Annotated in this window: 5 protein-coding genes; 3 read left to right on the top strand and 2 right to left on the bottom strand. The window is 40.3% G+C overall.

What is annotated here, in order from left to right:
• Positions 1-83: 83 nt before the first annotated feature.
• Complete coding sequence (hemA, locus tag ACFSRY_RS08420; RefSeq protein ID WP_377505352.1) at positions 84-1,358, bottom strand: glutamyl-tRNA reductase; 1,275 nt, start codon at positions 1,356-1,358, stop codon at positions 84-86.
• Between the two features lie 113 nt (positions 1,359-1,471).
• Here hemA and ACFSRY_RS08415 point away from each other — a divergent pair, with 113 nt between their 5' ends.
• Both ACFSRY_RS08415 and ACFSRY_RS08410 read left to right on the top strand, forming a co-directional pair.
• The gene (locus tag ACFSRY_RS08415) at positions 1,472-2,647 is read left to right on the top strand and encodes a sensor histidine kinase (RefSeq protein WP_377505349.1); all 1,176 of its coding nucleotides are present in this window, start codon (positions 1,472-1,474) and stop codon (positions 2,645-2,647) included.
• 93 nt (positions 2,648-2,740) lie between these two features.
• Positions 2,741-3,679, top strand: a complete 939-nt coding sequence (locus ACFSRY_RS08410) for a GNAT family N-acetyltransferase (protein ID WP_377505346.1) — start codon at positions 2,741-2,743, stop codon at positions 3,677-3,679.
• A 40-nt stretch (positions 3,680-3,719) separates the two neighbouring features.
• Here the strand turns inward: ACFSRY_RS08410 and ACFSRY_RS08405 are convergent, their stop codons facing one another.
• On the bottom strand, positions 3,720-5,648 hold the full coding sequence (locus tag ACFSRY_RS08405; RefSeq protein WP_377505343.1) for a Na+/H+ antiporter NhaC family protein: 1,929 nt from the start codon (positions 5,646-5,648) through the stop codon (positions 3,720-3,722).
• 643 nt (positions 5,649-6,291) lie between these two features.
• Between ACFSRY_RS08405 and ACFSRY_RS08400 the strand changes: the two genes are divergently transcribed.
• Entirely contained in the window at positions 6,292-14,169 is a 7,878-nt protein-coding gene (locus tag ACFSRY_RS08400) for a T9SS type A sorting domain-containing protein (RefSeq protein WP_377505340.1), read from the top strand.
• Positions 14,170-14,200 lie beyond the last annotated feature (31 nt).

Raw genomic sequence — 14,200 nt, 5'->3', positions numbered from 1 at the left:
GTCCTCGTAATCCTTCTGAAAAGAAGCATGCGAAGACCTTTGGTATTTTTATTCACTAAGAAAATACAGCTGTTTACCAATTATTAATGATCTACTTCTGACGATTGTTTCTCAAGGTCAAACAGGTCGTTCAGTACATCTATCAGAGTTTCAGCTTCGCCTCGCTTACAGGCTGCTTTAAGCTGAAGTACAGGTAGCTTTATGATTTTCTGCATCATAGATCTTGTTACACTATCAAGGCGCTTCGTTTCTTCAGGACTTAGCTTTTTCATGTAACGGGCCATCTCCTCCTGCCGGATCATTTCCAAAGCATTCTTCAGACGATTGATCGTCGGAGAAACCATCATTTCTTTAGACCAGTCGTTAAACTGATCAATAGACTCCTTTATAATTTGCTGAACCTGCGGTACAGAATTAATGCGGCGCTGCAATGCTTCGGAGGCTTTGTTTTGTATGGTGTCAATATTATACACTAACACACCCGGTATACTTTCTATATCGGCCTCAACGCTACGTGGTACCGAAAGGTCGATGAAGAACTTAAAGGAAAGCACATTCAGGCGCTTTACCATTTCCTTTGTAAAGAAAGGTGTTTCGCGAGCTACAGATGAGATGATAACATCAGCCTCTTTCATGCCCCGCACGATATCTTCAAAAGGGAGCACCTCTAAGCCGCACTCCTCAGCCAAAGCCTGGGCTTTAGCCTGTGTGCGGTTTGTAATCTTGATATTTTTGAAGCCTGAGCCTTTCAGGTTACGGCATACATCAGCACCAATCTCTCCAAGTCCCACCACAAGTATACTAGGATCAATAACATCAGTGGTTAGCTCATCTATCAGTTCTATAGCTGCATAAGAAGTAGAGGCAGCCCCATCCCGGAAAGAAGTTTCCTGTACAACGCGCTTGTTTGTGAAGAAGATCGTGTGCATCAGGCGGTGCAGGAAAGGACCAGCTGTTTCGTTATCGGCAGACCATTGATAGGCCACCTTCACCTGATTTGAAATCTGCATGTCTCCTACTACCTGTGACTCAAGACCCATCGCTACATCAAACAGGTGCTGCACGGCATCATTGTGCTCGTTCAGGATGGTAAAATAATCGAGGTATTTTGAGATATTATCAATGCCTTTGGTGATTCCAAGCAGCTTAACAATTTCCTGGCTATAGTCGGTGTCGGCACTGTAATATACTTCTGTACGATTGCAGGTAGAAAGAACCAACACATCAGGAGCCTGGATAAAAGACTTGAGCGTTTGGAGAAACTGTCTGCAGGATATTTCATCTAAGGCAATCAACTCCCTGATATCCAGCGGCGCTTTCTTGTAAGACAGGCTGATTGCTTTAAAATTCTGAAGCATAATAACGTGTGTTCTACTAAGGTGCAAATTTAAGGCTCATATTATTAAAAAGAAACTTACTTGCCCTTAATGTTTAATTTATACTAATTTAAAATAATTTACGTGTACACTGCATGATACCCATTTACTCTCAGAAGAACAGGATTAAGCTTGTTGTTGTTATTGTCGCGCTTATTATTGGAGCTGCCACCATCACTTACACAAATATTTTAGTCAGCAAATTATCTGAACGTGAACAGGAACTGGTGCAGTTATATGCAAAAGGTCTCCGCTACATGATCAATGCGCCAAGCGACGACAATATTGTCTTCATCGAAGAAGAAATCTTGTCAGCCAACACGACAGTGCCTGTTATTTTAACTGATGAGAATGAAAATATCCTCGATTCTAAGAACATAGATTTACCCAAAAACATTTCAGAAAAACGAAAAGCTGAGCTATTACAACGAGAAATAGAGAAAATGAAGTCGGAGCATGCTCCTATTGTAGTGCCTTGGGCTGAAGGATCTGAAAATTATGTATTTTATAAAGACTCGGCCTTGTTGTCGCAGCTTCGTTTTTATCCTTATGTGCAGCTAATTGTAATAGCTTGCTTTGCCTTGATGGCCTATTTTGCTTTCAGTTACTCCCGTCGTGCGGAGCAGAACCGGGTGTGGGTGGGGCTGGCAAAAGAAACAGCACACCAGTTGGGTACGCCGCTTTCCTCTCTTATGGCTTGGTATGAGTATATAAAATCGAGTCCTAAATTTGAGCATGAGCCCATAATAGAAGAGTTGGGTAAGGACGTGCGACGCCTGGAGATCATCACTGAGCGCTTCTCTAATATTGGTTCCGTACCTTTGCTGCGCGATGAAAACATACTGGAGGTTACCCGGAATGCGATCAATTATCTTCAGAACCGCATCTCCCGCAAAGTGGCTTTTACAGTGGAAAGTACGTTTCCTCCCGAGATAACAGCAAAGGTGAATGTGTCGCTGTTTGATTGGGTGATAGAAAACATCTGCAAAAATGCAGTAGATGCTATGGAAGGCCGCGGGAGTATAAATATTCAGTTGGTCCTGTTGGGGAAGGCAAACATAGCCGTTGACATCACCGATACGGGGAAGGGGATACCCAAAAGTAAGGTTGCGTCTGTTTTCCTGCCGGGTTTTACTACTAAGAAAAGGGGCTGGGGCCTTGGATTGGCACTGGCAAAGCGCATCATCGATAATTACCACCGTGGAAAGTTATTCGTGAAATGGTCAGAGGTAGGCAAGGGAACAACGTTCCGCATTGTGCTGAATAGATAAAATAGAGGTAGTTGATTTTTATAAAGCGATGGAGCTGAGCCTGGCAAGGTAGCATCCCTCTCATTCGTTCTGAAAATGTAGAAAGCCAAGTCTGTGATTGAAGTTGTAAGGTATAACGAGAAGTATAGAGTTTTATGGGATGCTTTTGTTAAAGCGTCAAAGAATGGTACATTCCTGCTACTCCGGGATTACATGGAATACCATGCAGAACGCTTCACTGATCATTCGCTGCTGTTTTTCAAAAAGGACAGGCTTATAGGATTAATGCCTGCCAATGAGCAGGGGGAGGTGCTGTGCTCTCATGCTGGTTTAACTTACGGAGGTATTGTAACCGATGCACGAATGAAATCAGGTACCATGCTAGAAGCCTTTGAGGTAATGAAGCTGTACCTGCAAAAGCAGGGTATGAGAAGATTAGAGTACAAATCTATTCCACACATTTATCATAGAGCACCCGCTGAAGAAGATCTGTTTGCGTTGTTTAGGTGTGAGGCCAAGGTTACACGCCGTGACCTTCTCTCTGTTATTGAACCCTCAAAAGCTTTAGGGTACAGCAAAAAGCGTAGATGGGAAGTTGTTAAATCGCGTTCTAGGCCGTGGCACTTTGCCTGCTCCCTAAGCTTTGATAAATATATGCAAATAGTTTCTGAACTGCTGCTAATAAAGTATAATGCCGTTCCTGTACATACAGCTGAAGAGGTGAGGCTCCTTGCAAATAGGTTCCCAGAACATATCAAATTATTTGTAGCCTCTGATGAGGAAGAAGAGATCGCCGCAGGAGTTCTGATCTATGAAACTGCAACAGTTGCTCATTGCCAGTACATTGGCTACACGGAGCGAGGGAAAGTGAAAGGAGCTTTAAGTGCTTTAATTGATTATCTGTTGAAAGAAGTGTACCCTCATAAGCTCTATTTTGATTTAGGAGCATCAATGGGGCAGCACGGCTTACTGTTAAATGAAAAGCTTCTTGCTAATAAGGAGAGCTATGGAGCACGGGCTGTCGTGCACGACTTTTATGAGCTAGAGTTATAAAGTTAAAAGGGCTACTCGTTTTCCGGGTAGCCCTTTTAGCTTAAGCAACTTTAGCAGAAACAACTTCTACTGTGTTCTTCTTTCCTATGAGCTTTATCACCCCCCAAAGCACTGCTGCTCCGATAGCATACACTAATAGCCAGTGAACTCCCCAGCTAGAAAGATTTGTGCAAATCAAATTGGCTACCAATGCTACCGTGATAGCATAAGGCAGCTGCGTTTTAACGTGATCAATGTGATTACAGCCAGAAGCGAGGGAGCTAAGAATAGTCGTATCAGAAATAGGGGAGCAATGGTCGCCAAACACGGAACCTGCCAATACAACAGATATCACATTATATATAATAGGCATCGTCTCCTCCATGCTTAGCCCGGCAGCCTGGCTCACATACCAAGCCGCAGGTAGCATGAGCGGATAAAGTATTGCCATGGTACCCCAACTAGAGCCAGTTGAGAAGGCAATAATTGCTGCCAGGAAGAAAGTGATTTCAGGCAGGAACTGAGGTGAAATGTTACCTGAGAAAAGGGACGTAAGGTATTCTGCAGTATAAAGCTGTTGGGTAACGGCTGCTAAAGACCAAGCCAGCACAAGGATCAATATGGCAGGAAGCATGGTTTTGAAGCCAGCCATTAAGGATTCCATTGTCTCGGTTAAACTCATGATACGCTGACTTACAGTTAAAGCAACTGCAACCAATACGCCACCAAGAGATGCCCAGATTAGTGCTATATAGGAGTTTGAGTCACCGATAGTTATGGAAAGCTTGCGCATAAAGCCAACACTGTTGTCTTCCCATACTTCAGGGTTATAACCTGTATACAATAAGCCGATTATGGTACCAAAAATAACAACCAATACCGGGAGCAATGCATTTATAGCTCTTGTGCGAGAAGGGTCGATTGGCGCAAACTCAGCCATTTCCATTTCCTGTTTCTCCTGTCCTCTTTGGTCTAGGCCGGCGGCTGTAACCGCTCCGGTTTCACGTGCTCTTACCTCTGCACGGTGCATAGAGCCATAATCCCGGTTCATCAGGATAAGCATTAGCATGAAAACAAGGGTTAGCACTGGGTAATAAGCGTACTCCAGAGAGTGGAAGAATAGGGAGTAAGCCCCTTCTTCGATGCCAAGCGATATGGCGGCATCTTTTATATATCCTAACTCTGCACCAACCCAAGTGGTAACAAATGCAATGGCTGCCACGGGTGCAGCAGTGCTATCAACTAAATAAGCGAGTTTTTCACGGGAAATGCGGTGCTTATCGGTAACAGGCCGCATGGTGTTTCCAACAATAAGGGTATTTGCATAGTCATCAAAGAAAATGGCCACACCCAATGCCCACGTAACTAACTGCGAGCTTTTGGCAGATCTGGCATATTTTGAGAGTAAGTTTACTACACCAGCCATGCCTCCGTTTTTTGAAATAATGGCAACCATGCCACCGATCATCATAGAAAATAGGATGACAGACACGTGATCAGCATCTGTCAGCGCTTCCATCAGATAAGTGTCGCCTACAGCCAACAGCCCAGTGAAAATTGATTTAAAGGACAATCCATAGATAACAAAGCCGCCGATCCAGATTCCTGCAAACAGTGCGATTAGTACTTCCCTGAAAATAAGGGCCAATACGATGGCTATAAGTGGAGGAAGTATAGAAAGCCACATTGGAAATTCAGAAACACCCAGAGGGGATTCTTCATCCATGCTGTATAAGCGGGCAATAGTATGTGTCTCCAGGTTTGCAGTAACCTGCACGAGGTTCGCTTTTTCTTTCAAAGAGAATTGTGCCTCCCCTTCAGTAAAGCTTATTTCCTGAAGCTCGCCATTTATGCGTAGCGGTAACGGGCCACTATATTTGATCAGATTGCCAAGTCCATCGGTAGCACTAAGGGTAAATGCTGTATCATTTACAACTTGTAGCTTCAGTTCGTCAATAGAACCTTTTTGTGGCGTATTCTGTGCGTGCAAATTTAGCGACAACAGAAGTAGCGTTAAAAGGCACAAAAATATCTTAGGTAGCTTCATTTATTAGCAGAATCAGTACTTACAAACCCTTAAGTAAGCAAAATTTTCTAACATTAAGAAACAATCCCTTACGCCCGTACTGACTCCCTTTATCAACTGGTGCTCTTCAAAAGAAGAAAAACCTTCTTTCTCCAATAATAAAAGCTTTAGTATTGAATTTATTGTATATATAACTATTGTTATGCAAGCATACTATGTTTAAACATTGTATAAGATTAATTCAAAATTTTAGACTGGTTTGAGGGTTTAAGCAGGTAGATTTAATAAGGAACATGATTTCATAGGATTTTATGAATTATTTATAGGCCTATATTCATTTTGGGCAATATTTTTTTTATTCAAAAATATATTGCCCACTTAAGATGCTAAAAATATTGTAATCATTGAGAGGTATTCATATCTTCTATAAGATTCAAAAATGTGCCTTTAATGTACCAAAGCAGATTTCTCATACTTACACTTCTAAAGTGTGAGATTGCTTATTTTATAATATTTATTAAAAAAATAAAAATAAGCAATGGTGCTTGTTTTGGTGCATGTTTGAATAATTACATTTTTTTGTTGCTACGTTTAAAATGATTTATAGTTGCAACAAAATGGTTTAGTATTACACTTTTCAAATGATATAAGTTTTATAGTGCCTATGAGAACTTCTACACATTTACAAGCTACCAAGTTTGGTCTCACTAGTTTGGTTTTGACACTGCTATTCATGCTCCTGCAGCATACAGATGTGCAGGCACAGAAATACTGGCGTGGATCTAATTCAAAGCAAACAGGAACAGATTGGAATACTGCTGCCAATTGGTATCCTGTTGGTGTTCCAGGCCCAACTGATGATGTTATAATAGGTGATGATGGTACTCAAGTTGGGGACAATGGATTTACTAGTGTTGTTACAAGCACTTCTAATAATAACCCAGACATTGCTCCTGGTTCTATTGTTTCAATAAAATCTTTAACTGTTGGCGTAGGAAAAGCTGGTAAATTACTTATAGGTGCGAGTGACTTCAACGTTAGTGGGGATGTGACTATTGGGACTCTTGGTGAAGTTGAAAACCATGGCTCAGCAGCTTATTATGGAGGTAGCTTTGAAGTAAAAACAGATGCGATAAACAGTGGGGTATATAAAGAAACAGGATATTCCTCTAATCCTGGTTATGCCTGGGGTAATACAACAAGTAAAATCTGGCCGTACACAGAGTTTTTGGGCACAGGTAAAACTATTAAGTTCCCATCCTCTTCCATGGGCTTCAGTTACCTTAAGATCAGTGGCTCGGTAAAGATGTTGAGTGGCATGAGCCTTATACCAGTAAACAGAGTCAGAAAGCATAAGACACAGCCTGATGTAGTTATAGCAAGTGATAATCCAAAGATGTATGTATCAGGCACTTTTGATCCGATGGAACACAAAGTTGCTTTCAAAGCAAACCCTACTTTTGTTGTGGAACAGTCTGGTACTATATATGTCAAAGCCGTAGACTATAAGGACAACTATGCTTGGTCTAGTTCAGGTGATGCCATATTTCCTACTATAGATCCTTTAGGTACGGTTAACTATGGCAGGTCTACAGTTGATTTATTTACATCAGGAGATCAGAATGTTCTTTCATCTGTACAGTATGGTAGATTGCGCATTAGTGGCAATGGCATAAAAATACTGTTAGCCCCTACAGGAACTCCGCTTGTGCAAACAACCATTGTTTCTGACTTATTTGTGGATGCTGGTACGCTTGATATTGTAGATAGGTCATTAAACAGAACAGCTGGTGGTGGGACAATGTATGTAGCCAACAATGCTACATTCAGATTAAGTGGTACTGATAACTTCCCATTAGACTTTACTACTATAGATTTAGGGCCTACAAGTACGACAGAATATTATGGTGATAACCAAAATATTAAATCAGTTAAATATGGGCATTTAAATCTTACCGGACCTAGTTCTACTATCGCTGCACCGGTTGGAAACAAAACCATGCAAAATGCTGCAATGGTAGTTTCAGGAAACCTCAATATCTTAAATGATGCTTCCTTTACAGCCATGAATACCATACAGGTTGATGGGAACGTGACTTTAAGCGAATCAGCATCTTTTAATGGAGGTTTAGGTTTTACGCACGTGGTAGGTGGTAACTGGACTAATAATGCTGATTTTACAGGTAACACTAGTACTGTTAGATTAATAGGAACTAGTAAAGCAATTTCCAGAACAGCAAACGTAACTTCGACTTTAAAGAATGAATTTAATAATTTAGAAATAGCTGGTTTAGGAACCACTATTACAATTCCTGGCACTCAGACACTGGTTATAAAAGGTAACTTGAGCACAACTGGCGCGGGCACACTTTCACAAAGTGTAGGCAGCCTGACAATGGAAGGTGCGGCTAAAACGATAGCTGGGAATAGTATTGTGCTGAATGACTTCATTGCAAATGGTAGTACAACTACTACAACCTCTTTCACTGTTAAAGGGGACTTTACTGTGAATAGTGACAGGTCGTTTGTTGCAACAGGCGGCACAGTTACGATGGCAGGGGATGGCAGTAAAAATATAAATAACAATGCTGCTACACCTGTAAGCCTTACTTTTTTTGGCTTGCGAATAGATAATACAACATTAACAAGTTCTTCTTTCTATGTAGATTCTGATCTAAGCGGAAATAATCTTACAGCTGCTACGGCTGGCACTGTCAAGTTTAGAGGTGCTACGGCAACATTCGCAGGTACTCACAATTTATTTGATGTGATAGTATCAGGTACAGACAGAAGAATGGTGACAAACTCAAACATGGGAGTTGCCAGTACACTCACAGTGTCAGGTCTGCTTAATGTTACTGCTAACATACCCAACACAGTAACTTATAATGGTACAATAGCTCAAACAGTTGCTCCTATTACCTACCACCACTTGGTATTTGACAAAGCGGGAAATAAACTGGCAAATAATGACTTACAGGTTAATGGTGATATTACTATAAAAACCGGATCTAATTTTTATGCTGGCGCAAATTTGACTCATACTTTAGAAGGAGACTGGATTAATTATGGCTACTTCTATGCAGAGAAGAATAGCGTAGATCCAGCTTCTAGCAGCTTAATTTTGTCTGGTACAAGAAACACCTCATTTACTGGTATTCCTTTAAACAAAACAATGTTTAAATCTCTTACTGTAGATAAAACTTCTGCCAGCATTGTATCATTAAATTATGATATCACAACCACAGATCTCAACTTAACAAAAGGTTCTATCACAACCATAGTAGATGGACTGGATCCTTTTGCAGCGAATCCAGTAGAAGTGCGCGTAACAGGAGAACGTAGTGGCTTTGGTTGGGTACAAGGTACTATTAAGAGGTCTGTTACAGGAGGTTTTAAACCAACAGTTGTTTATAGTTTTAATGCGCCCGATGTTCAGTTGTCATTTACAACTGTAACTGGTCTTGATACGGTTGCAATAACAACAGTAGAACAGACTGTTACAGGCTTTGCGGCAGGTGTTCCTATCAACAGGTTGTTTAAAATTAGTACATCAGCAAATACCTACACAGAACCTGTCTTCAGAATGCACTATGCAGATGATGATGAGTTGAATGGTAACGTAGAAAAGTTGGATGAAGAAGGTATCAAACCTTTTTATTCTCCAAATGGTAAGGGCGACTGGGTATCAGCAGGTAAAGCAGCCTACGATATAACGCTTAACTGGGTAGAAACTACAAAGCAAACAAACGGATTAGAGCACTACTGGACATTATCTGATGAATCGCTACTTTATAAGTGGCAGGGAGATGTAGATACATTGTGGAGTAAAGCAGGTAATTGGCGTGTAGTTGATGCAGCAGGAGTAGAGTCGGATGCCATCACTCCTCCAACAATCTCAGATATAGCAGAGTTTGGCTCTATTACACCTGCTGATAATCTGGCAGGACTAAATGGCGCTACTTCTACAAAATTCTTTGAACCAGTAGTAGATGTTGATGCAAAGATTAAAATCATGCAGTACAAGCATCGTACTGAAATCGACTTAAACTTTGCCAATACCACCAGCTCTTTGTTTGTTAGAGGTAATCTACTTCCAATTAGTAATGATTCTGATCCCTCTGCAGTGCATGCGATTATTACGGCAGATAAAGCACTAACTGTCGGCAACTTGATCATGGATGATGCCAAACAGAAAATCAATATATTTAAAGCGAGTGGTGAAATAGCAGTAAACTCTGTAACTCAAAACCAAGCTCAAATTGAATTAGGAACTGGAACTCTCAGAATTAGGGGAAATTACAATTTCGGTGGTACTTCAGACAAGTTTAATAGTGGAGTTGGCGGAAAAGTTATCTACGAAGGTGGCAACACGCAAACAGTGGCGGATGTGCCATATTATCATTTAGAAGTAAACAAAACTGGTGGTGTAGCTCAATACAGTACAGCAAACAGTCCTGAAGTGAGAGGGAATATGCTGATAACCACTGGTACAATGTTGCTTCAGGAATCTAATACGCTTACAGTAGATGGCAATATCATTATCGATGGAGTTCTAAATGCAAACATAGCTAACATTGATGTTAAAGGAGACTGGACCAGATCAACTGCCGGTAAATTTATTCCAGGAACTGGTACAGTAAGATTTATCGGAGCAGGCGCTCAAAGTCTTACTGGGTCAGTGTTCAATAATTTAGTCATAAACAATGGTCCTGCAGGATACGCAACAGTAATAACATCAGATGCTATTATAAACGGTAACTTAACAATTTCTAGTGGTAAGTTACTTCTTAGCGAAGCAGTTAAAGCAAACAGGAGTGCAGCAGGTGGAGTATTCGAAGTTGCAGCAGGAGCTTCGCTCGAGTTAAAAGGAGCAGATAATTTTCCAGCCAACTATAATACAAATACATTAGCTAGTACAAGTAAAGTCTTATATTCTGGAACAATAGCCCAAAAAGTTAAGCCAGTAGTTTATGGAAAACTCGCTTTATTACAAGGTGAAACTGTGTCAAAGTCTTTAGATGGAGCAACTTCTGTACTTGATAGTTTGATTCTGAAAGAAGATGCAACATTTGATATTAATAATCAGACATTAACACTACATGGACATTTTGTTAATGATGGTGTTTTCTCGCCAGGTATTTATGATCAAGCAGTGTCGCCCACAGGTACTCTAATACTTGCGAAACCATTGGTACTTACCGGTACAAGGAAAAATATAACAGGTAAAACGTTAACAGTAAACAACATGATTATAAGTGTTGCTGCAATGTATAACTTCAGTGCAGAAAAATTAGTGATTAACGGGAGTATAGATATTACAGGTAACGGAGATGTTTATGCTAAACCTGATGAACCAAACCCTAAAGACAGAGAGTTTAAACAAGCAAGTATATTTTCCAATGGATTTTTTGAAACCTCAGTTGATGTTGAGATAGCAGGTGATTTTAAAAATTCAGGAATGTTGTTCAGTAATGGAAAAGCTAAATTCTTGGGTGGTCGTAAACAAACAATTCAGTTATTAGCTCCAATTATTCCATATAATGAAAAAGCCCCAACAGTAGAATTTGCTGGAGTTGTATCACCAACTCTAAATTCAACAAGGTCACCAGAGTTCGCAGATGTTATCATAAGTAATACTGCAGGTGTAACTGCTAGTGTTGGTTGGGGAGTAGCAGGTATTTTTACAATTATGCCTAGTGCTAAATTCTTTGCAGGGTCATATACACACAAGTTATACTCCGCTTTTTTAAATTATGGAGTCTTTGAAAGTTCGGGAATTTTAGATTTTTCCACCCCTTATCCTTTTGCAGATGCTCCCGAAGCTCATCCCTTTAGATTTGGAAGCTTTACAAGTACAGGAACATTAAAGTTTGGAGGAACTGGCCAGATTCTATTATTTGGAGATGTTTCTCCAACGCTGAATAACTTAGTTATATCTAACAGTAAGGGTATAACAACAACGACATTAAGCCCTGACTACGTTTTAGCAATAAAGGACTGGAGGTTAAACGGTAACTTAGTTATTGAGAGCACGGGGAAATTAAATGCGATACCAGAGGTGGCTAGTAAAGGTTTGATAGGAACAAACTTTTTTATAAAAGGTGACATCATTAATCAAGGGTACATCATTAGTATAAATCCCGATCCTTTAAATCCTGTCCCATTTGGAATTGGAGCAAACTTTACGATGGAAGGACCAAATTCTAATATAAGCGGTTCAGGTACCACAATGCTAGGAAACCTTACAGTTGCCCCATCATCAAAATTAACTATTAATAAGCCAGTAAGTATTTATAGCAATTTAGTGCACAATGGATTAGAATTTAATTCAGCAAACTCGCTTATAACTTTCATTGGTGCAGGTCCTTCAAGTATAATTTCAGGAGTTGACCCAGTAACACCGCTTAGTTTAGGGAGGTTACAAGTATTTAAAGACACACAGCCAATGTTTGTAAATCTTGAGACTGATATAAACAAAGTTTTAAGTGTAACAGTAGCAAAGGGCACACTTGATCTTAAAAATAAAAGTATAGTTGCTCACCCAGATATTGAAGAGACTACAACTGATGAAAACGGTAATCCAGTAACAGTTATAAAGCCAGTAGAAACCATTCTAACAGTAGTCGATGGAGCTACAATAAAAATTGGAGGGGATAAAACTTTACCAGATGTAGATGTAACAGCGTTGACACCAGCTAGTAATGTAATTTACTATGGCGGTACCCAAGAAATAAAGAATGTGCAGTACGGAAACTTAAGGTTAGAGAATAGCCTAGGTGCAAATGAGTTTAAAACGTTTGAAGCGGGTTTAACTGGTACTACTAAAATTGCCGGCAATTTTGTGTTAGACAAGACAGCAGAAAAAGCAGTAATAAGGGATAGAGTCATAGCCCCAGCAACAATAGAATATAATGGAACAAATCAGCAAGTGGCGGGGATAGATTATAAAAGCCTCTCGCTTACAACTGGCGGCACAAAGACATTGGATGATATTGTTGGAGTAGCAGAAGCGTTTACTGTAGAAGCAGGTAAGGCAATTGCAGTAGATGCAACAAGCTTGTCATCAACTGTTGATTATAATGGTCCTTTGGCTCAAAACGCATTGCCTCTAAACTACCATCACTTAACATTTAGTAACACTGGTATTAAGACACTATTAGCAGGTGAAACTGGCATAGCCGGAGATTTTACAGTTACAACACCTGCTACAAACTTAGCCATTAACACTACTACTGTTAATTTTAACGGTGATAGGGCTCAAAAAGTGGCAGCTGTAGATTATGATAATCTACGCTTTTCTGTAAAGGGCAAGAAGACAATAACAGGAACAGGTGCCACTGTAAACGTGAAAAACCAGCTGGTTCTTTCAACAAATACAGTCTCACCTTTGGCTGATAATGTGATAGAAGTAATAACTGGATCGAACAGAATTGTTCTAAGTCAGGCAAGTGGTACTATCAGTGAAGCAGAGAATGCCTATGTTACAGGAACGGTTGAAACGACTAAAACTACTACTGCTCTCCAGGATTTTGGTGGCTTAGGTATAACTCTTAACCCATCCGCTTCAGTTAGTAAGGATATTAATGTAGTAAGAGTAACAGGGACCCCTGCAAATACAAGACAGGTCGGGGCAAGTATACTAAGAAGCTTTGTTGTAAACCCAGTTGGAGAGAATGATGATTTTACTGGTAAGGTTGTATTAAACTATTTCGATCATGAATTAGACTTAGATCACGATGGTGACGCTGAGTTTATAGAAAATGAATTAGTAGGATTTTATTCTGAATTGTTCTGGAGTGATTCTGAATGGAAGACTTTCATTTATAGTACTCCTAACAGTGCAAATAATGAAGTAACACTTAGTAACATAAGCAGATTAGGCCGCTATACATTAGGAAGACCAACCGGCCCAAATCCTCTTCCAGTAGAGTTGATCTACTTTAAAGCTGAGCGAAATGGTTTGGATGCGCAATTGACCTGGGAAACAGCTACCGAGGAAGAGAATCAGGGTTTTGGGGTTGAGGTTTCAGAAGACGGATTTAATTACAGAGAGATTGGATTTGTAAGCAAAGGTACTGGCACAACGCGTGCAGCTACTAAGTATAGCTTTAAGGATGCAGAACAAGGTAAAACCGGAACACGGTACTACCGCTTAAGGCAGCAAGACTATGATGGTAAAACCACTTACTATGGGCCGCGCACACTTGCTTTTGAAGTAGTGAGAGACATTTCTGTATATGCTTATCCTAACCCATTCCAGAATAAGCTGCAGTTGAATATAAGTGCAGTAGCTGCAGTAGATGCACAGGTGGAAATTTATAATACTGCAGGGCAAAAGATGTTAAAGCAGACCCACAAGTTAAAAGCCGGAGTATCTGTACTTGACTTGAACATAGCTAACAGTATCAAACAAACAGGCATCTACTTTGTAGTTGTTCGTATAGGAGGAGAGTCGCACCGACTAAAACTTGTAAGAGAATAACTTATAGGAGAACTAAAAGAATGGGGGCAGC

Source organism: Pontibacter locisalis (assembly GCF_042684605.1).
Lineage (GTDB): Bacteria > Bacteroidota > Bacteroidia > Cytophagales > Hymenobacteraceae > Pontibacter > Pontibacter locisalis.
This window is presented reverse-complemented; position numbering and strand designations above follow the sequence as displayed.

Excerpts from the sequence above, each read along its gene's own strand:
- hemA (WP_377505352.1), bottom strand. The coding sequence starts at position 1,358 with ATGCTTCAGAATTTTAAAGCAATCAGCCTGTCTTACAAGAAAGCGCCG.
- ACFSRY_RS08415 (WP_377505349.1), top strand. The coding sequence starts at position 1,472 with ATGATACCCATTTACTCTCAGAAGAACAGGATTAAGCTTGTTGTTGTT.